We start from the raw sequence: 19,894 nt of genomic DNA, 5'->3' as shown, positions 1-19,894 counted from the left end.
ACGTAGCTGGAGGAGCGGTCTATGTGGATCGTCCGACTCGCGCTGAGCAGACCGCACACGTTCGTCGTCGGGGCCCTGCTGCTGCTGCTCTCCGCGCCGCTCGTCCTCCTGCGCATGCCGACGGACATCTTCCCGTCCATCGACATACCGGTGGTGAGCGTCATCTGGCTCTACAACGGCCTGAGCGCGCAGGAGATCGAGCAGCGGATCGTCTACAACCACGAGCGGATGATCAGCTCGACGGTGGACGGGGTGGAGCACACGGAGTCCACCTCGTACAACGGCGCCGGCGTCATCAAGGTGTTCTTGCACGCCGGCGGATCCGTGGACGCCGGCGTCGCCCAGGTCACCGCCAGCGCGCAGGCCATCCTCCGCCGCCTACCGCCCGGCCAGACCCCGCCGATCATCATCCGGTACAACGCCTCGACCGTCCCGATCCTCCAGTACAGCCTCTCGAGCCGGAAGCTCTCCGAGCAGGAGCTCCAGGACCTGGCCTTCAACCAGGTCAGGGTAGGCCTGGCGAACGTCAAGGGCGCCTCCGTCCCCTATCCGTACGGCGGGAAGACCCGCCTCGTCTCGGTCGACCTGGACCTCGCCGCGCTCGAGGCCCGGCGCTTCACGCCGCTCGACGTCGTCAATGCCATCAACGCCCAGAGCTTCATCCTGCCGAGCGGCACGGCCAAGATCGGGCCGACCGAGTACGACGTCGCCTTCAACAGCAGCCCGGAGGTCCTGGACGCGCTGAACGACCTCCCCGTCCGCGCTGTCGAAGGGGCCGTGATCCGGGTGCGAGATCTGGCGCACGTCCACGACGGCGCCGAGCCACAGCAGAACGTGGTGAGGCTCGACGGCGTGCGCGGGGTGCTCCTCACCATCCTGAAGAGCGGCGCCGCGTCCACGCTGGACGTGGTCCGGGGCGTCAAGGCGACCATGCCCCGCATCCTGGCCGGGCTACCCCCGGAGCTGGACGTGCGGGAGTTCGCGGACCAGTCCCTGTTCGTCCGGGCGGCCGTGAACGGCCTCGTGCGCGAGGGCGTCGTCGCAGCGCTCCTGACGGCCGCCATGATCCTCCTCTTCCTCGGCTCGTGGCGCAGCACCTTCATCATCGCGCTCTCGATCCCGCTCTCGGTGCTGAGCTCGATCGTCGCCCTGAATGCGCTCGGGGAGACGATCAACCTGATGACGCTCGGCGGGCTCGCCCTGGCCGTGGGCATCCTCGTCGACGACGCCACAGTCACCATCGAGAACGTGCACCGCCACCTGGCGATGGGGAAGTCGGTGGAGACGGCCATCCTGGACGGCGCCCAGGAGATCGCGCTGCCGGCGTTCGTCGGCAGCCTGTCGATCGCCATCGTCTTCGTCCCCATGTTCCTCCTCACCGGAACCGCGCGATACCTCTTCGTTCCGCTCGGTGAGGCGGTGGTCTTCGCGGTGCTGGCCAGCTACGTGCTCTCCCGCACGCTCGTGCCGACCCTCGTCATGTGGCTCTACCGGGGTTCGGCGCATGGCGGGCGCGGAGTCGAGCCGGCGCCGGTCCGCGCGTGGCTCCGACCCCTCGTGCGGATCCACGCCGCGTTCGAGATCGGCTTCGAACGCCTTCGCGCGTTCCATGCTGCGTCCCTGGGCGCCGTGCTGCGACACCGTCGCGCGGCGCTCGTGGGATTCGGAGCGTTCTGCGCCGCGACGGCCCTCATCCTTCCCCTGCTCGGCCGGGACTTCTTTCCGACGGTCGACAGCGGCCAGCTTCGACTTCATTTACGGGCGCCCAGCGGGACCCGGATCGAGGAGACGGCCCGCCTGACGGATGAGGTCGAGCGGGCCATTCGCGCGGAGATCCCTGCCGCGGAGGTAGCGGGCATCCTCGACAACATCGGGATCCCGTCGGGCGGCATCCCGCTCACGTACATCGACAGCGGACTGGTCGGGACCGCCGACGCCGACATCCTGGTCTCGCTGCGGACCGGGCATGCGCCCACGGACCGCTACGCAAGGCGGCTCCGGGCGCGGCTGTCGGCCGAATTCCCGGGCACGACCTTCTACTTCCTCCCCGCCGACATCGTGAGCCAGACCCTCAACTTCGGCCTGCCCGCACCGTTCGATATCCAGATCGTCGGCCGAGACCAGGCGAAGAGCCGCGCCGTGGCGTATGCGCTCGCGGAGCAGATCCGCCAGATCCCGGGCGCCGTGGACGTGCGCGTCCAGCAGCCATCCGATCTCCCGCGCCTCCAGGTCGCGGTGGACCGCACCAAGGCCTCGCAGATGGGGCTATCCGCCCGCGACGTCGCGAGCTCGCTCCTCCTCAGCCTGAGCGGCAGCAGCCAGGCGCAGCCCGCATACTGGCTCAACCCCAGGAACGGGGTGCAGTACCTCGTGAACGCCCGCGTGCCGCAGACGGAGATGGATTCGCTCGAGGCGCTCGGGTCCATCCCGGCCGGCGCGAGCCGCGCCGGAGAGGCGGACGAGACGCTGCTCGCGAACGTCGCGACGATCAGCCGGTCCACGGCCCCGCCGGTCTTCTCCCACCGTGACATCCAGCCGGTCATAGACGTCTACGGCGGCGTCGCCGGCCGGGACCTGGGGGGCGTGGTCGACGATCTCCAGCCCCTGGTCGCCCGGGCCGAGCGTGAGCTGCCCCCTGGCTCGTACCTGATGCTGCGCGGTCAGGCCGAGACGATGCGCTCGAGCTTCGCCGGGCTGGGCCTCGGCTTGCTCGCCGCCGTGGTGCTCGCCTACCTGCTCCTGGTGGTGAACTTCCAGAGCTGGACCGACCCGTTCATCATCGTGTCGGCCCTCCCCGCCGCCCTGGCAGGCGTCGTCTGGGGCCTCTATCTCACCTTCACGCCGCTGAGCGTCCCCGCGCTGATGGGGGCGATCATGAGCCTGGGCGTCGCGACCGCGAACTCGGTGCTGGTCGTGAGCTTCGCCCGCGCGAGCCTGCGGCGAGGGCTCGACCCGGTGACCGCCGGATGGGAAGCGGCAGGCGGTCGACTCCGTCCCGTCCTCATGACCGCGGCCGCCATGATCATCGGGATGATCCCGCTCGCGCTCGGCCTGGGGGAGGGAGGCGAGCAGAACGCTCCCCTCGGCCGAGCCGTGATCGGCGGCCTGCTGGTCGCCACGGCGGCGACGCTCTTCCTCGTCCCGGCCGTCTTCGCGACGCTTCACCGTGCGTCGAGCCCCGCCGACGCGGCCTCGCCTCCCGCAGCGTGAGGACCTCCATGACCGGCACCGCCGAACAGGTAGCTTCCCCGCCCTCGGGCCCCGCCCCGGCCGGCCCGCCGGCTCCTGGGCCCCGCCGCGCCCGGCTCGGGCGCGCAGCGGTGATCGCCGCCCTGGTCCTGGGGGCGTCCGCCCTCGCGGGAGCCGTCCCCCGCTGGAGGGCGCGAGCGGCGCTCGCCACCGAGACCGGAGCGCTGGCCATCCCGGTCGTCCGGGTGGTCTCCCCCACCGCGGACAAGCCAGGCCCCTCCCCCTTCTTCCCGGCCGAGATCAAGCCACGCATCGAGGCCTCGCTCCTCGCCCGCGCGACCGGGTACGTGAAGCGCTGGACGACGGACATCGGCGGCCACGTGAAGGCCGGGGACGTCCTCGCCGAGCTCGTGAGCCCGGACCTCGACGAGGAGCTCGCGCGCGCCCGGCAGGAGCTGGCACAGAGCGAGGCGAGCCTGACGCTCGCGACCAGTACCGCGCATCGCTACGGCGGCCTCGTCGAGACCTCGGGCGTCAGCGAGCAGGAGAACGCGGAGAAGCAGGGCGAGCTGGCGCTGAAGACCGCAGCGCTCGGCGTCGCGCGTGCCAACGTCCGGCGGCTCGAGCAGCTCCAGCGTTACACGCGCATCACGGCCCCGTTCGCGGGGACCGTCACGGCCCGCAGGGTCGACGTGGGAGATCTCGTGACCAGCGGTAGCGGCCGGGAGGTCTTCCGCCTCGCGCAGACCGACACGCTGCGCGTTCAGACTCGCGTCCCGCAGACGGCCGCGGGTGGCGTGGTCGCTGGCGCGTCGGCGGAGGTGCTGATCCCCGAGCTCCCCGGGAAGCCCCTCCCGGCCCGCGTCGCACGCACCGCCGGGGTGATCTCCGCGGACTCACGGACCCTTCTCGTCGAGCTCGAGCTCCCCAACGAGAGCGGAGCCATCCTGGCGGGCAGCTTCGCGCGCGTGCGCTTCCTGGGCGCTGCGGGGCCGACGCCCCTCACGCTGCCCGCGAACACGTTGCTCTTCCGCCCTGAGGGCCCCCGGATCGGAGTCGTCGGCACCGAGGATCGCGTCGCCCTCCGCACGGTGCGGCTGGGGCGTGACTTCGGCCGGACCGTCGAGATCCTCGAAGGGGCCGCGCCGAAAGACCGCGTGATCCTCAACCCATCGGACTCCCTCGCGGACGGCGCCACGGTCCGGGTCGCTCCCGAGGCGAAGCGCGAGGCCGCGCGGTGACCGCGTCGAGAGCCAGTTGGGCGCTCCTCGCGCTCGTCGCGCTCACCGGCTGCATGGTGGGACCGAACTACGTTCGACCGGTGGCGACCGAGCCGATGCCGGAGTCCTTCTCGGGTGGGCGCGACCTCTGGAAGACCGCTGCGCCGCGAGACGCGCTCGCTCGCGGGGACTGGTGGAGCATCTTCGGCGATGCGGAGCTCGATCGTCTCGAGGCGCTGGCGCTCGAGGGCAACCAGCGCCTCCATGCGGCCGCTGCCCGACTGGAGCAAGCACGGGCCTCGGCAGACGTCGCACGGTCTGGTCTCTTTCCGCGGATCGGCGCCGGGGCGGCGGCGTCGCGTCAGCACGACTCCGAGGATCGCCCGCTCGCCACGACCGGTGTAGCCGCCGGGAAGGCCTTCACCTACGACAACTTCAGCGTCCCGTTCGATCTGAGCTGGGAGCTCGACCTCTTCGGACGCCAGCGGCGGCAGCTCGAGGGAGCGCGTGCTCGGGCCGGCTCGGAGGTCGCCGAGCTGGCGGCGGTCCGGCTTGCGGTCACCGCCGAGGTGGCCGCCGACTACTTCGCGGCGCGTTCACTGGACGACGAGCGGACGCTCCTCGTCCGCGGGGTGGAGAGCTTTCGCCGCGCGCTCGACCTCGTCCAGGCGCGACGGAAAGCGGGGCTCGCCACGGACCTCGACCTCGCGCAGGCCGAGACCGCGCTGCGCTCGGCCGAGGCGCTCCTGCCGCCCAACGCGTTGACGCGCGCGAGGTTCGAGCATGCTCTGGCCGTACTGACCGGCCAGCCAGCCCCGCTCTTTCATCTCGCCGAGGGCCGGAATGACCACGAAGCCCCCCTGGTGCCACCAGGGCTGCCGTCTGACCTGCTCGAGCGACGCCCGGACGTGGCCGCGGCGGAGCGGCGCATGGCGGCCGCGAACGCCGGCATCGGGTTCGCCGAGGCCGCCTACTACCCCTCGCTCCGGCTCGGAGCCACGGCGGGCACGCAGAGCATCGACGTGAGCTCGCTGTTCAGCGCGTCGAGCTTCCTGTGGGCATTCGGCGCAGCGGCCTCGCTGCCCGTCTTCCAGGGTGGTCAGCAGCAGGCGGCGGTGCGGGCTGCGCGCGGGGCATGGGACGAGGCCGTGGCACGCTACCGTGACACCGTCCTGACGGCCTTCGCAGAGGTCGAGGACAACCTCGTGGCGCAGCAACTCCTCGGCGAGGAATATGAGCGGCTCGCCGCAGCGGCCGCGGCGGCCCGCCTGCAGGAGACCCTCGCGGTCCAGCGGTACGAGCACGGGCTCATCAGCTACCTGCCGGTGGTGACCGCCCAGTCCCTTGCGTTCGAGCGCGACCGGGCCGTGATCCGTTCGCGAGCGCAGCGGGCGGCGGCGGCCGTTGCGCTCATCAAGGCGCTCGGCGGCGGCTGGACGGATACCTCCCTCAGGGACGACTCCGCCCCCACCGCGACCGCTCCAGCGCTGCTCCGGCGCGGTCCGGGCCGCCCGCGCGGGATGGGACGAGGTCGTGGCACGCTACCGCGAGACCGTCCTGACGGCATTTGCAGAGGTGGAGGGCAACCTCGCGGCGCAGCTGCTCCTCGGCGAGGAAGACGAGGGTCACGCCCGGCAGCAATGCGGAGCGGTCGCCGCCCGCGGTTCGACCGCCGCGACCCCTCCCGCGTTCGTCGAAGCGCAACATATATCGCCTGTCACCGATTCGCCGCGAAACGGGCCTGCGTTTCATTATCGCGCCCAAGGCATATGTGTCAGCGGGCTCGGGGAGCTTGCAGCCGTACTCCCTTGTCTTTTGTTGGAAATCCAGCGACGAGGCTCCACCCGGGGCTGTGGCCGCGCGGCCCCTTGCTCAGTAGTGGAGCTGGGTTCACGCTGGAGCGTATCGACTGACGCAGATGAACATGCTGCTGCACTGGATTAGACGCGGACGTCATGTTCGGAACGGTTCTGCTTGCATCTGACCTCTCGTCGGCTTCCGATAGCGTGATCGGGTGCTTGCAGGGGCTGCGATCCCTCGGGACTCACAGAGTCCTGCTGGTGCACGCGCTCGGGATCCGTCACCTGGACGGGATGCGGCATATGCTCCAGCCCTTCGTCGACCCCAGGCTGCGCCAGCAGTTGCGTACGCTCGAGAGCAAGGGGTTCGCGGTCGAGCTTGTGATCGCGCCCGGAAATGCGCCTTCGGAAATCAGTCGCGTCGCAAAGCAGAACCAGGCTTCGATGATCGTCATCGGTTCGCACGGTGCCACCTTGGCTCGTGACGCGCTCCTGGGTGGCGTTGCCCTGGGAGTGCTCCATCGAGCGGAGGTGCCGGTTCTCGTCGTGCGTGTGCGAATAACCGATGAAGCCGACCGTCAATGCGACGTCGTCTGCCAGGACTTCAGAGCGCGCGTACTCTTTGCGACCGACTTCTCCGACACCGCCGAGCGAGCGTTCACGTACGTGGAACAGCTCGTCCGGAGTGGCTGCAGGGAGGTCACGCTCCTGCACGCGCAGGAACGGAGACCTAAGCACCGCGAGGTCCAAGGAATGGCCGAGGATGCTGATCGAATCGATCGCAAGAGGCTGGAAGGAATGGAGAGCCGCCTCAGGGATCTAGGGGCCACTATCGTTCGCATCGCGCTGCCCTACGGGGCACCCAAGGTCGAGATCGCCCAGCGCGCCGAGCAGGGGTTCTACTCACTCATCGTCATGGGTACCCAGGGCCGCGGCTCCGTCGGTGCGCTGCTCCTCGGCAGCGTGTCCTACCATACGGTCCATCACGCGACCGTTCCCGCGTTGCTTGTGCCCCCGGCACGATGAGGATCAGTCACGGGCAAGCAATCCAAGGGCGCAAAGAAACGCAACAGCCGCGCCCCGCCGGGAGGGCGGGGCGCGGCACTTCCGGGCGGGGTCGCGGGCGCGACCCCGGCCCGCCTCAGAACGAGTACTGCGCGAAGAGGCCGTCCTCGTTGTACTTGCCCTTCGCCCCGGCGACGCTCGAGCCGATGGTCCCGTTCGACGTCGACAGCGTGCCGTCCTTCACCTGCTCGCCCTTGTAGACGAGCGCCAGATCCAGCGGCTTGACCGGCTTGTACTGCAGGCCGACGTCAGGTGTTGACGAGGAGGAGCTTCACGCGCGTGTCGTAGAACGAGACGCTCCCGCCGACCTTGTCGATGAGACAGGTGTTCTTGAGGTGCGGGTCGATCCACATCGCGGCGTTCGCGTGCACACCGCCCTGCCGCTTCTCCGCGGCCTTGTAGAGCATCCCATCCAGGACGATGTCGGTCGCGCCGGCTCCCCACATCCCGTGGCCGAGCGAGAACGTGATCACGCCCGGGCGGATGCCCTCGATGACGGCGACCTTGCCGATCATCGGCTTCTTGTTCCCGTTTCCGAGGTCCCACACGCCCTCGGGATTCGTCGCGGACACCACCTTCACGCGCTGACCATTCCTCAGCCCAAGCCGCTTCGCATCCCGAGCGTTGATCAGGATCGCGTTCTCCGGCATGTGCTCGGTCAGGTACGGCTGGGTGATCGTCCGCGACTTCGTCATCCGGACATCGCGGTTCGTGATGAGGTGAAGGTCGTAGCCCGCCTCGAGCGCCTTCGTGTCACGGTCGAGCGTGTCCGCGATCGGGACGTACCGGGCAAGGCCGAAGTAGTGCTTCCCCGTGAACGCGTCCTTCGCCTTGGCCGTCTTCTCCTGGTACAGGTTGATGAGCTTCCCGTACTTGTTCGCGACCTGGTCACCCTTGTACGAGCTCTCCTGCGTGTCGAACCGTCCCCCTCGAGTGAGGACGGTCACGACCTTGCGCCACGCCGGTCCGCTGATCCGCTCCCAGCGCGCCGCATCGAACACGTTCTTCGGCAGGTGGCGACGCGACGCCAGGAAGACGCGGAGCTCCTCGTCGGAAGCGTCGGCGACGGGCTGCTTCCCGTCCGTGGCGACGTTCGCGGTGAGGCGGACGTAGAAGTCGTCGGGGCGAGTGAGGTCCTGACCCGGGGCGAGCCCGTCCTTGCCGAAGCCCGCGAGGCCGAGCCGGTCGGCGAGCGCGAGCCACAGGGCCTCGTACGAGATCGGCTGCTCCTCGCCGAAGACCTTCACGACCTCGTTTGGCGAGGCGATCACCGGGTTGCGGACCGGCTGGACCTTCACCGGCATGTTCGGGTGCGAGCCCTGCATCTCCCAGCGCTCGAGGTAATGCAGGTCGGGGAAGACATAGTCGGCGTACAGTGATGTCGGACCCACGGTGATGTCGTTCGCGAAGTACAGCGGGACGCGCTCGAGGTCCTGGAGCGCCTGGATATTCGTGTGGCCCGCCGGCAGCGAGTACGTCGCCGCCGCCATGTACGAGTAGACGACCTTCACCGGGTACGGATAGGCGTCCTGGATGGAGGGGAGGATCTCCTCGTAGACGTCCGAGGAGAGCGGCCACCAGTTCCGCTTCGCCGGATATCCCTTGAAGATCGTGGACTCGTCGTACTTCGCATCGTGGCGGATGACGGAGAGGCCGAACGCCTTGGGGTACTTCGGGGTGAGCTTCTTGAGGCTGAACGGCTGCGCGTCGGTCTTGGTTCCGTCCACGTTCCAGGTGGACGCGGCGATCATTCCACCTGTCCAGTCGAAGTTGCCGACGAGCAGGTTGAGGTTCATCAGGGACGAGATGTTGTAGAAGCCGTTCGTGTGCTGTGCCGGGCCGCGGTGCACGTCGACGGCCACCTTCTTGCCGTGCGAGGTGAACTCGCGCGCGACCTTCTCGATGATGTTGGGCTCGATGCCGCAGATCTCGGCATACTGCGCGATGGTCTTCTCCGCCGCGACCTCGCGCATGATCTGAAGCGAGCTCTTCACCTTCACCGGGCCCCTTTCGGACGGCAGCTCGGTGTCGATGAACAGCGCGCCCTCGACGGCCTCCTTCTCGTCGTTCGGATCGAAGGCGACGGGCTTCCCGTCACGCAGCACCACGAGGAACTCGTAGCTCGTCTCCTTGCCGTCCTTGTCCGTCCGGAGCTCGGCGGGCCGGAGCCCGATCTCGGACGCCCGGAGGAACCCACCGGGCTCACCATCCTTGCCGAGCTTCACGAGCCAGGGGCCGTTCGACCAGGTGGACTCCTTGTCCGCTACCGCCGCCGCCTTGTTCGCGTTCGCGAGGTACTTCGCGTCGAAGCGCTTGTTCTCGAAGATCCAGCGCGTCATGCCCATCGCGAACGCGGCGTCGGTGCCGGGCTTCACAGGGACCCAACTCCCCGGCGCGCGCGAGGCGAGCTTCGAGAAGCGGGGATCCACTACGGTGATCTTGAGGGCGCCGTCCACGAGTCGCTGCGTCATCCGCGGGCTGCGGTTGGGTGGGCCGTAGTTCGCGTCGAAGAGGTTCGAGCCGACGAAGAGGATGTACTCGGCGTTCTCGGTGTCGGCCTGCCAGTAGAACTTCTGGCCATCCTTGAAGCCGTCCCCGCCGTACTGCTCGGAGAGCGCCTTGCAGGCGAAGTAGAGCGAACCCTGGCACACCGTGGTGTGGCCGTGGGCGTTCGCAGTGCCAAACGCGTCGACGAACCTCTTCGCGAACTCGCTGCGGCCGCCCTTCTTGCGACCCCAGAAGTAGACGAACTGGTTGTTCTTCGGCCCGAAGTCGGGGTGATCCGGATCGATCAGGAGGTGGAGGTTCGCGGCGTGCTTCGCCTTGAACTCGTCCACCGTCATCTTCTTCTTGCGGATCTTCGCGACGTCGTCGCCCATCTCCGCGAAGACCTTCGGGTCCCTGAGCGCGCACACTTCCTTGAGGCCGGTGACGACGCGGTTCTCCTCGCCCCGCACGTGTGCGAAGAGCTTGCCTCCGCTCACGATCTCATCGACCGCTTGGTGGAACGGGACCGACGTCCACTTGTTCTCACCGCGCTTCCCCGCCCGCTTCAACACCTTGCGGATGCGGTACGGATCGTACGCCCCCTGGTGCCCGGCCTGGCCCTTGGGACAGATGCCGCCGTCGAGCTTCGCCGCGGCGGCGAGATCCGCCGTCATCGGGAGGTGCGGGTGCAGCGTCCACGGGTTGTACGGGTTGCCGTCGATCTTCACTGCGACGCCGTCAACGACCTTAACCTTGATACCACAGCCCGTGTTGCAGTTGAGGCAGACCGTGTAGAGCGTGTTCTCGAGTCGGTTGAGCTGGTAGAGCTCCGCAGGCGTGAGCTCGCCCGCTTCGGCGCGGGCAATGAGCGCGCGGGCGACGTCGAGCTGGGAAGCGGCGAGTGCGCCGCAGCCGAAGAGCGCGCTGCGCTTCAGGAACTCGCGACGCGAGGTGCCGTTCTGCTCAGCCATAGATGACCTCCAGCTTCTCGTTCGCGACGTAGTAGACCCGCGGCGCCGTGCCGGCCCTCGCCTTCAGGATCTGGATCCGGCTCGCCTTCTTCACCTTCGCGATGAGGCTCTCGGGGTCGCTCTCGTCGCCGAAGTAGCCGATCCGGCCGAGGCAGCTCGTGATGCACTGTGGGAGCATCCCGTTCGCGAGGCGGTGGACGCAGAAGTGGCACTTGCGCGCGTTTCCGACCGGTAGGTTCTTGCCGGCGCGCGGCCACGTCGCAAGGTACTCGTACGACGGCATCGTCTCGTACTTCTGCAGCTCCGGCGTGCCGTCGGAGTGGTACGTCCCCGGGTCGAGCGTGCGCGCTCCGTACGGACACGCCGGCACACACTTTCCGCAACCGATGCACTTCTTGTAGTTCACGGGGACGGTCCCGGCGCCGATCCCGGTCGTCTCCTTCCACGTCGCTCCGTCCTTGCCCTTCACCGGGCACGCGGCGACGCATGGGGGCTTGTCGCACTGCATGCACGGCCGTGGAAGGAACGTGCGGGACACGTTCGGGTACTTGCCGCGCTCGTAGTCGTAAACCGGCCGGTAGTACAGCTTGGGCGGAAGCTTGTTCTCGGAAACACACGCGATGGTGCACGCGTGACATCCGATGCACTTCCGGACGTCGAGGAGCATGGCCCAGCGCCGCTTCTCCGGCGGCTTCTTCAGGGCACGCTCCAGGTCTTCGTGCATCGTGAAGAGGATGTCCTTCTGCATGGCGAGGCTCCGGCTCAGCGGTGACAGGTTTCGCAGGCGTCGAGACCCGCCGCGCGCTTGCCGTCATGGCACGCGCCGCAGGACTGGCCCTTCTTCATCTGGGCCATCGTTGCCCGCTTGCTGCGGGTGACGTCGAGGAAGAGCTTCGGGTGGCACTCGCGGCACCCCACCGTCGCATCCACCACGTGCGTCTCGTGGCTGAACTTGACGGGCTTCGCGCCTTTCGGCTGGAAGGTGACTTCGCCGCCGCCGACGACGGCCGCGACGGGCGTTGCCGCCGCGAGCGCGACGGCGATGAGGATGGTTCGCATTCCGCAGACCTCCGGTCTCCAGCCAAGGGGATGTCTCTCCCCGCGATGTCCGCCGCTGCGTCCTGCAACTGCGGCGCCATGCCGCACCGCGAGTTCGGCCCCGCGACGCTACGCTGGATGCTTGCGATGGAATTGCGAGAAACCTGGGGCGCGGCTCATCACCGACCGCGTTAGTCCAGTTTCGCCCGGGTAACGCCGCCGTCGCGTCGGACCGCAGTCGACGTTTCGCCTCGGTAACGGCGCAGTGCTGGCGCGCGCTCGGACGGATGCTCGGCCGTGCGGCGTCGCTAGCTTGCACGTCCAGGCGTCGTCTCCTTAGGATCCCCGACCCCATGCGTTCCCCCGTGATTCCTCCTTGGACGGCCGCGTGCCGGCGGCGAAGCGCACTCGTCGCCGGCGCGATCCTGTTGCCCCTGCTGGCCGGCTGTCCGTCCTCTCCGTACCCCGAGGTGGCGGTGGACCTCGCGAGCTCGCGCCCGGCGCCGACCGCCGTGCAGAAGCCTCGCACCGCCGTCCTGCGATTCAGCGTCGCGGCGATGCAGTCCCCGCAGGACACCTTCGCCTCGTATTCGAGGCTGTTCGAGCGGCTCGAGCCGAAGCTCGAGGTTCGGATCGAGCTCGTCCAGCGCCGGACGTACCAGGAGGTGAACGAGCTGCTCGCGTCGGGTCAGCTTGACGCCGCCCTCGTCTGCACAGGGGGATACGTCGACCTGGAGCGCCACCAGCCGGGTGCCGTGGAGGTCATCGCCGTCCCGGTGGTGCACGGCCGCACGACCTACCAGTCGTACGTGATCGTCCCCGCCGACTCCACCGCGCGCGAGCTGTCCGATCTCGCCGGGAAGCGGTTCGCCTTCACGGACGACCTCTCGCTCTCCGGGTTCGCGTACCCCTCCCACCTCGTCCGCGAGCTGCACGGGGAGGCCGCCACGTTCTTCGGCTCCGTGACGTTCACCCACAGCCACGATCGGTCGATCGAGGCGGTCGCCAAGGGCGTGGTCGACGGGGCGGCGGTGGACAGCCTCGTGTACGACGAGCTCGCGCGAACCTCCCCGCACGTTCGCACTATGACGCGCGTCATCCACCGCTCGCCGCCGTACGGCGTCGCGCCCGTGGTCGTGTCGACGCGCCTGCGGCCGGAGCAGCGTGCGGCGCTCCGCGATGCGCTCCTGCACTTGCACGACGACCCCGAGGCGCGCGTCGCCCTCGCGCTCGTCGGCTTCGATCGCTTCGTCCCGCCGGAAGCGGACCTCTACGCCGCAGCGTCGGCGCTCGTCGTGGGCCGTCGATGAGCACCTGGCGGACCGCCCGCGGAGCGCTCCGCCTCTGGACGAAGCTCGCCGCGTTCGCGGTGCTCGGGGTCGTCTCGATGCACGCGGTGCACCTCGTCGTCGGCAACCGAGTCGCCATCCGCGCCCTCGAGCGTGACCAGGCGCAGCTCGGCGGCGGTGTCGCGCGGCTCGTCGCGGGAGAGATCGCCGACCCCATCCTTCTCCACGACAACGTGACCCTCGCCGAGATCGTCACCCGCGCGGCGTCGATCCCCGGCGTCGCGTACTGCTTCGTTGTCCGGGACGGGGCGGTGCTCGCGAGCTCGTTCCGCGGCAGCACGCCGGCCGCGCTGGTCGAGGCACGAGGCGCGGGCTTCAGCGGACCGCTGGTCGTCCTGGACGGCGCGTCCCGGTTCCTCGACCTCGAGGAGCCCGTCCTCGGAGGCAAGGCGGGCCGCGTGCGCCTCGGCATCGACATGGCCCTCCTCCTCTCCGCGCGGCGCCAGATCGCGTTTCCCCTCGGCCTCGTGGCGCTCGCCGTGATCCTCGCGGGCGTCGTCGCGGCGGTGGTGGTCGCGCGCAGCGTGGTCCGCCCGATCGACGAGCTGGTCGCCGTGGCTGACGGGTTCGACCCGACGACGGACCCGCGCCCCGTCCGCCCGCGGGGCGGCCCCGAGCTCGAGCGGCTGGCGGAGCGCTTCAACGGCATGATGCTGCGCCTGCGCTCCGCCTTCGAGGAGCAGGAGCGCGCGAAGCAGAAGGCGATCGTGACGGAGCGACTCGCGGCGCTCGGCTCGCTCGTCGCGGGGGTCGCGCACGAGGTCAACAACCCGCTCGCCGGGCTCAAGAACTGCGTGCACGCGCTGCGGCTCGGGGACACCGACGCCGCCACCCGCGCGGAGTACCTCGACCTGATGGACGAGGGGCTCGACCGGATTCGAGACGTCGTGCGGCGGCTGCTGGAGTTCGGGCGCCCGCGGCCCCTCGATCCGATCCTGGTCGAGCCGCGGCGGCTCGCGGACGACGTGAGCCGTTTCGTCGCGTCCGTGCTCCGGGGCCGCCGCATCGTCCTCGAGACGACCTCGGACCCCGCGCTGGACGGCGCCGCCGTGAGCGCGGACCCTCGGCAGATCGGACAGGCGCTGCTGAACCTCGTGCTGAATGCCGCCTATGTGACGCCCGACGGGGGAAGGATCTCGCTGCGCCTCCGGCGGCGCCCGGCATGGGTGGGCATCGCCGTCGTCGACGCAGGCCCCGGAATCGCCGAGGGGATCCGGGATCGCATCCTGGATCCGTTCTTCAGCACGAAGCCGGAGGGCGAGGGAACGGGGCTCGGGCTCTCGGTCACCCGCGCGATCGTCGACTCGCACCACGGAGAGCTGGAGTTCGAGTGCCCGACCGAGGGAGGTACGATCGCGACCATCTGGCTGCCCGAGGCGAAATCCGACCGGCGACGCCAGGCGACCTGACCGGGCTCAGCGCTCCGCCAGACGGCGCGGTCCGGCCAGGACCTCGCCGATGAGCGAACCCCGCTCCGCACGCCGCTTCCGGCAGCTCTCGCAAAGACCGTCGCCACCCTGCGCGACCGGCGCGTGACACTCGTCACAGCTCGTCATCGGTAGGTCCGCGATCGTCTCGCCGTCCCCGCTCAGCCAGGACGTGTCCGCGGGCGCGTCTGTCGAGATAGCGCCGATCGGGCAGGCGAGGGCGCACACCCCGCAGGCCGGGCCAAGGCAGGCGGCCGGCGTGAGCTCGAGCACGAAGCGCGAAGGTGACGCCGCTGCACGGAGCGCCGCCGTCGGGCAGATCTTCGCGCAGGCGCCACAGCCAGAGCACGACCTCACTACGCGGATCCGGGCGAAGCGATCGGGAGGCAGCGACGCGGCGACGGTTGGCCGTCCGAGGGACCGGAGCCCGCACGCGAGGAGGTCCGCCCGCCCGGCGCCGCGCGCGAGCCCGTCCCGATCCGGCCGGCGACGGATCGAGAGGAACTGCCGGCGCGTGGCGCGGGGGCGCGCATCTCCCAGGTCCCGTACCGGGTGCGGCCGCCGCTCGAGCAGGGCGTCGTCTCGCGTGTACGAGAGGATCGCCCGCTCCCGCCCCCACCCGGCGAGCATTCGCTTCGCGAGGTTCGCCGCGCGCTCGGCCGCAGGGCGCGTCGAGCCGAGCTCGCAGGCGGCGCACCCGGAGTCGTCGAGCCAGACGGATCCGTGCTCGGCGGCGAGCACGAAGAGGAGCTCGGTCGAGAGGCTCGCGAGACAACCGACCTCGAGGAGCGCTTCGACCCCCGGGGCGCGGGTCGAGCGGCGATCCCCTCGCGCGGAGCAAACGAGCTCCAGGCGTTCCCCCTCACGGCCGCGCGCCCGCACGTCGGCCGCGGTCGGGCCCGCCTTCTCCAGCCCGCCGGCCGGACAGGACGCGGCGCACAGGCCGCACCCCGCGCAGAGGTGGGCGTCGACGGCGAGGCCCGGGGCAATGCGAAGCGCGCCGGTCGGGCACGCGGTGCACGCGTCGCACGCGCGGCGGGGCTGGCGCGCGTTGAGGCATCGGCTCGCGTGCGCGACCGTGGCACCGGTTGCGCGGGCGCGGGGCAGTGCGCTGTGCATGGCGACGAGCGCGGTCGGCGCCCCCTTTGGGCCGCCGACCGGCCTCGCTCAGACCTTAACGACCTTCACGCGGGAGTCGTAGAACACCGCGCTCCCGCCCACCGGGTCGAGGAGCGTCGTGTTCTTGAGGTGAGGATCGACCCGCATCGCGACGTTCGCGTGGAACCCGCGGATCCGCCGGGCGTCGCCCTCGATGATGTGACCGTCCACCTGGACGTCCGTCCCGCCGTAGGCGAAGTGCCCGTAGCCGAGCGCGAACGCGACGACGCCCGGCCGGATGCCCTGGATGACCTTGGCCTTCCCGGCGACGGCCAGCTTCCGCCCGTTCTTGAGATCCCACTCGCCTGTGGGGTTGGACGCGGAGACGATGCGCACCCGGTCGCCGTTCGCGATCCCGCGCCGGGCCGCGTCCACGGCGTTCATGAGGACGGCGTTCTCGGGGAGCACCGCGGTGAGCCAGTAGTTGCTCGCGGTACGGGACTTCGTCTGGCTGATCTCCTTGTAAGTGATGAGCGTGAGATCGTAGCCCTGCTCCTCGTCCGGGAGCGGACGCCCGAGCAGATCGAGCGGCGCGGGAACGTACACGGGATAGCCGGCCAGCGACTTGCCCGTCATCGGGCTCTTCGTCTTGACGGTCTTCTCCTGGTACAGGTTGATGAGCTTCGCGTACTTGTTCGCGACCTTCTCGCCGTCGTAGATCTTCGCGTGGTCCTGGAACCGCCCGCCGCGGTTGAGGACGTAGACCACCTTCTTCCAGAGCCCGTCGCCGACGAGCGTCCGCCAGCCGTCCGGATCGAAGATCTGCCCGGGGAGGTGCTTGCGGGCGTCGAGGAACACCTTCAGCTCGGCGTCGCTCGCGTCCGGAACGGCGCCCGAGCCGTCCGGCTTCTCGCCAAAGGCGAGGTTGGCGACCATCCGGACATAGAGGTCGTCCATCCGCGTCAGCGGCTGGCCCTTCCCGAACGCATCCGGGCCGAAGCCGGGCAGCTTGAGCTGCTCCGCGATCCCGATGAGGAGCGCTTCGAGACCGAGCGGTGTGTCGCGGCCATACACCTTCACCGTCTCCACGAGCGGTGCGATGGTGGGCTGGCGGATCGGCTGCACCTTCGCGGTCATGCTCGGGTGCGAGCCCGCGAACTCCCAGCGCTCCAGGTTCGTGAGGTCCGGGAAGATGTAGTCGGCGTACATCGAGGTCTCGCCGACGACGATGTCACTCGCGATGACGAGCGGGATCTTCGCGGGATCCGACAGCACGTCGATGATCCCCTGCGCCGCCGGCAGCGAATAGACGGGCGACCCCATGTAGATGAGGAGCGCCTTCACCGGGTACGGGTACGTGTCGCCGATGGAGGGGATGATCTCCTGGTAGACGTCCGACGCGAGCGGGTACCAGTTCCGCTTGGCGGGGTACCCGGCGAACAGGGTCGAATCCTCGTACTTCGCGTCGTGCCGGATGATCGAGAGGCCGAACGCGTGCGCCCCGTCGGGCGCCTTGGCGATGTCGAACGGACCGCCCGCCTTCTTCCCGGAGACGTCGTACGTGGAGACCTTCACCGCCCCGCCCTTCCAGTCGTAGTTGCCGAGCAGGAGGTTGAGGGTGTTCCAGGCGATGACGTTGTAGAAGCCGTTCGTGTGCTGCGACACGCCGCGGTGGATGTCCACCACGGCCCTCTTGCCGTGCGCCGTGAACTCCCGCGCGACGGCCTCGAGGTCCCGCGCGTCGACGCCGGCGATCTCGGCCCACTTCGCGAACGGGTTCGTCGCCGCCGACTCGGCGAGGAGCCGAAACGCGGTCTTCGCCGGGATTCCCTGGAGCGTCGTCTCGGCGTCGAGGTCGGCGATCGCGGCGGCGGCCTCGTCGTTCGGATCGAACGCGAAGGGCTTCCCGTCCTTGAGCGCGACGATGAGATCGAACTTCTGCGGCTTCCCCTTGGGCAGCGTGAAGAGATCGATCTCCTTGCCGGTCTCGTCCTTCCCCTTGGACTTCTTCGTGAGGCCGATCTCCGACGCGCGCAGGAACGCACCCGGCTTGCCCTTCTCGTCGAGCTTCACGAGCCAGCTCGCGTTGCACCACGTCGGCTCGCCGACCGCCGTCGCCGCGGCCTTGTTGGCGTTCCGCAGGTACGCCTCGTCGTACTTCCTGTGCTCGATGACGTGCCCGATGATCGCGAGGGCGATCGCTCCCTCCGTCCCGGGCTTGTTCGGGAGCCACTTCCACGCCTTCGACGCGGCGTTCGAGAGCCTCGGGTCGATCACCGCGTACTTGAGCCGGCCGCTCTCGAGCCCTTCGGTGATGCGCGGCGTGCGCGGCGCGGGGCCGTAGTTCGCCTCGAACGGGGAGGCGCCCACGAAGATGACGAACTCGGCGTTCTCGGCGTCGCCTTGCCAGTAGAACTTGTCGCCCCCGGTGAACTTCCCCGCCTCGAACTGCTCGCTCATCGCCTTCCCGGAGAAGTAGAGCGAGCCCTGGCACACGGTGGTGTGGCCGTGAGCGTTCGTCGAGCCGAAACCGGTCTTCACGAACCGGTTGACGAGATCGCTCCGCCCGCCCTTCATGCGGCCCCAGCTGAAGACGAACTGGTTGTTCTTGGGCCCGAGGTCGGGATGGTCCGGATCGATGAGCTTGTCGAGGTGTGCGGCGAACTTCGTCTTGAAGTCCCCTATGAGCGACTTCTTCTTGTCCGCGTCCTTCTCGGCGACGATCGCCTTCACGTCCTCCGCCATCGCCTTGGCGACTGAGGGATCCCGCAGCGCGCAGATCTCGTCGAGGCCCGCGACGGTGCGGCTCTCCTCGCCCGCGACCTCGGCGAAGAGCTTGCCCCCCTTCGAGATCTCACGCACCGCCTGCTCGAACGAGACCGTCCGCCACTTGCCCTCGCCGCGCTTGCCGGCGCGCTTCAGGACCTTCACGAGCCGGTAAGGATCGTAGGTGGTCTGGATCGCGGCGTGGCCCTTCGGGCAGATCGCGCCATCAGCGAGGACTGCGTCCGCGAGCGCCGTCTTGTACGGGAGGTGGGGGTTGAGCGTGAACGGGTTGTACGGGTTGCCGTCGATCTTCGCGACGACGCCATTGACGAGCTTCACCTTGATGCCGCAGTTCGTGTTGCACTGCTGGCACGCGCTGTAGATGACGCTCGCCGGGTCCGCGAACGGGTACGACGCGCCTTCCGCTGCGCTCGCGGAGTTGCCGCTCATCATTTCCCATGCGACTCCGGCCTTCGCCGCGAACGCGGCGGAGCCGCCGAGCATCGCGGAGATCTTGAGGAAGTCGCGGCGCGGGAGCGCGTCCGCGGGGGCGGTCGAGTCGCCCGTGGGCAGCGCGGGGTCTCGGTTCGGCTTCTCGTTCGCCATCGTGTTCTCCGGTTCGTAGAGGGAGCGGGTCCGTCGCGGTCGCCGCGTGGCGGTCACAGGAGGTAGAAGACCCTCGTGTTCGTGCCGGCCTCCTCCTTGAGGCGCATCACGTTCGGCGAGCCGACGAGTTTCGCGACCAGGCTGTCGGCGTCGTTGGCGTCGCCGAAGTATGTCGCGCGCCCGATGCACGTGGTCGTGCAGGCCGGCAGGACCCCGGCCGCGAGCCGGTGCTCGCAGAAGTGGCACTTGCGCGCGTTGCCGATCGGGGACTTTCCGCCGGCGCGCCGCCAGGCTTGCCCGTACTCGAACGCGGGCGCGCGCTCGTACGAGCCCGCGGCGCGCGCGCCGATCGCGCCGGGCGCAGTCTCGGGGGTGCCGTCGAGGTAGCTCCGCCCGGAGTCGAACGTCCGCGCCGAGTAGGGGCACGCGGTGAGGCAGGCCCGGCAGCCGATACACTCGTTGTACGCGATCGTGACGACGCCGCTCTTCGCCTTCTTCGTCGCGCCCACCGGACAGACCGAGACGCACGGAGGGTCGTCGCACTGCATGCACGGGCGCGGGAGGAACCGGCGCGTGGTGCGCGGGTACGTGCCGACCTCCTCCTGCATCACCGGGCGGTACACCACGCCCGGCGGAAGCTTGTTCTCGGCGACGCATCCGACCGTGCAGGCGGAGCAGCCTACGCACTTCCGGAGGTCGATGACCATCACCCAGCGCCGCTGCTCGACCGGCTTCGCGAGCGCGCGCTTCAGCTCGGCCTGCATCCGGACGAGCGGATCGCTGCGCGGCGGCCCTTCCGGAGCCTGCGCCGGGGCGGGGGGCGTGGCGGTGGGAGCGATCTCGGCCATGGAATCTCCTCGTGCGTGTGCGTGAGAATTT

At 69.5% G+C, this 19,894-nt stretch carries 12 protein-coding genes and 1 pseudogene; 6 read left to right on the top strand and 7 right to left on the bottom strand.

The window, feature by feature from the left end; all coding sequences use genetic code 11:
* Nucleotides 1–21 precede the first annotated feature (21 nt).
* The 4 genes from PSR1_RS01695 to PSR1_RS01680 are packed head-to-tail and all read left to right on the top strand — an operon-like array spanning nt 22 to nt 7,234.
* Entirely contained in the window at nt 22–3,210 is a 3,189-nt protein-coding gene (locus PSR1_RS01695; RefSeq protein ID WP_059435914.1) for an efflux RND transporter permease subunit, read from the top strand.
* Nucleotides 3,211–3,218: 8 nt separating this feature from the next.
* On the top strand, nt 3,219–4,430 hold the full coding sequence (locus PSR1_RS01690; RefSeq protein WP_082100096.1) for an efflux RND transporter periplasmic adaptor subunit: 1,212 nt from the start codon (nt 3,219–3,221) through the stop codon (nt 4,428–4,430).
* Nucleotides 4,427–6,322, top strand: coding sequence for an efflux transporter outer membrane subunit (locus PSR1_RS01685; protein ID WP_082100095.1), 1,896 nt, complete (start codon nt 4,427–4,429; stop codon nt 6,320–6,322). Before PSR1_RS01690 ends, PSR1_RS01685 begins: the two co-directional genes overlap by 4 nt.
* A 42-nt stretch (nt 6,323–6,364) precedes the next feature.
* Nucleotides 6,365–7,234: a universal stress protein gene (locus PSR1_RS01680; protein WP_059435912.1), complete on the top strand. Its 870-nt coding sequence runs from the start codon at nt 6,365–6,367 to the stop codon at nt 7,232–7,234.
* Between the two features lie 287 nt (nt 7,235–7,521).
* Here PSR1_RS01680 and PSR1_RS01675 read toward each other — a convergent pair whose 3' ends face one another.
* Genes PSR1_RS01675 through PSR1_RS01665 form a run of 3 tightly spaced genes read right to left on the bottom strand, consistent with a single transcriptional unit; the run spans nt 7,522 to nt 11,790 of the window.
* Entirely contained in the window at nt 7,522–10,731 is a 3,210-nt protein-coding gene (locus tag PSR1_RS01675; protein ID WP_059435911.1) for a molybdopterin-dependent oxidoreductase, read from the bottom strand.
* On the bottom strand, nt 10,724–11,479 hold the full coding sequence (locus PSR1_RS01670) for a 4Fe-4S dicluster domain-containing protein (protein WP_059435910.1): 756 nt from the start codon (nt 11,477–11,479) through the stop codon (nt 10,724–10,726). Before PSR1_RS01670 ends, PSR1_RS01675 begins: the two co-directional genes overlap by 8 nt.
* A 14-nt stretch (nt 11,480–11,493) precedes the next feature.
* The gene (locus PSR1_RS01665; protein ID WP_059435909.1) at nt 11,494–11,790 is read right to left on the bottom strand and encodes a cytochrome c3 family protein; all 297 of its coding nucleotides are present in this window, start codon (nt 11,788–11,790) and stop codon (nt 11,494–11,496) included.
* A gap of 266 nt (nt 11,791–12,056) precedes the next feature.
* On the opposite strand from PSR1_RS01665, the gene phnD reads away from it, so the two are divergent.
* Entirely contained in the window at nt 12,057–13,079 is a 1,023-nt protein-coding gene (phnD, locus tag PSR1_RS01660; RefSeq protein WP_082100094.1) for a phosphate/phosphite/phosphonate ABC transporter substrate-binding protein, read from the top strand.
* Nucleotides 13,076–14,527 carry a sensor histidine kinase gene (locus PSR1_RS01655; RefSeq protein ID WP_059435907.1) on the top strand — a complete coding sequence of 484 codons (1,452 nt, stop codon included), beginning with the start codon at nt 13,076–13,078 and terminating at the stop codon, nt 14,525–14,527. Before phnD ends, PSR1_RS01655 begins: the two co-directional genes overlap by 4 nt.
* Nucleotides 14,528–14,533: 6 nt before the next feature.
* Here PSR1_RS01655 and PSR1_RS01650 read toward each other — a convergent pair whose 3' ends face one another.
* The 4 genes and pseudogenes from PSR1_RS01650 to PSR1_RS01640 form a co-directional block, all read right to left on the bottom strand.
* Entirely contained in the window at nt 14,534–15,286 is a 753-nt protein-coding gene (locus PSR1_RS01650; RefSeq protein ID WP_160308992.1) for a 4Fe-4S dicluster domain-containing protein, read from the bottom strand.
* A gap of 177 nt (nt 15,287–15,463) precedes the next feature.
* Nucleotides 15,464–15,664, bottom strand: a pseudogene (locus PSR1_RS24940) (4Fe-4S binding protein); the annotation flags it as partial.
* Nucleotides 15,665–15,712: 48 nt separating this feature from the next.
* Complete coding sequence (locus PSR1_RS01645) at nt 15,713–19,015, bottom strand: molybdopterin-dependent oxidoreductase (protein ID WP_059435905.1); 3,303 nt, start codon at nt 19,013–19,015, stop codon at nt 15,713–15,715.
* Between the two features lie 53 nt (nt 19,016–19,068).
* Entirely contained in the window at nt 19,069–19,863 is a 795-nt protein-coding gene (locus PSR1_RS01640; RefSeq protein WP_082100093.1) for a 4Fe-4S dicluster domain-containing protein, read from the bottom strand.
* Between the last annotated feature and the right edge of the window lie 31 nt (nt 19,864–19,894).

It is taken from the genome of Anaeromyxobacter sp. PSR-1 (genome assembly GCF_000964525.1).
Taxonomy (GTDB): domain Bacteria; phylum Myxococcota; class Myxococcia; order Myxococcales; family Anaeromyxobacteraceae; genus Anaeromyxobacter.
The sequence above is the reverse complement of the archived record's forward strand: the minus strand, read 5'-3'. Positions and strand labels throughout refer to the sequence as shown.

Bases quoted from the DNA above. Each gene is read 5' to 3' on its own strand.
- PSR1_RS01670 (WP_059435910.1), bottom strand. From the start codon at position 11,479: ATGCAGAAGGACATCCTCTTCACGATGCACGAAGACCTGGAGCGTGCC.
- phnD (WP_082100094.1), top strand. From the start codon at position 12,057: ATGCTCGGCCGTGCGGCGTCGCTAGCTTGCACGTCCAGGCGTCGTCTC.
- PSR1_RS01675 (WP_059435911.1), bottom strand. From the start codon at position 10,731: ATGGCTGAGCAGAACGGCACCTCGCGTCGCGAGTTCCTGAAGCGCAGC.
- PSR1_RS01665 (WP_059435909.1), bottom strand. From the start codon at position 11,790: ATGCGAACCATCCTCATCGCCGTCGCGCTCGCGGCGGCAACGCCCGTC.
- PSR1_RS01690 (WP_082100096.1), top strand. From the start codon at position 3,219: ATGACCGGCACCGCCGAACAGGTAGCTTCCCCGCCCTCGGGCCCCGCC.
- PSR1_RS01655 (WP_059435907.1), top strand. From the start codon at position 13,076: ATGAGCACCTGGCGGACCGCCCGCGGAGCGCTCCGCCTCTGGACGAAG.
- PSR1_RS01645 (WP_059435905.1), bottom strand. From the start codon at position 19,015: ATGGCGAACGAGAAGCCGAACCGAGACCCCGCGCTGCCCACGGGCGAC.
- PSR1_RS01695 (WP_059435914.1), top strand. From the start codon at position 22: ATGTGGATCGTCCGACTCGCGCTGAGCAGACCGCACACGTTCGTCGTC.
- PSR1_RS01640 (WP_082100093.1), bottom strand. From the start codon at position 19,863: ATGGCCGAGATCGCTCCCACCGCCACGCCCCCCGCCCCGGCGCAGGCT.
- PSR1_RS01680 (WP_059435912.1), top strand. From the start codon at position 6,365: ATGTTCGGAACGGTTCTGCTTGCATCTGACCTCTCGTCGGCTTCCGAT.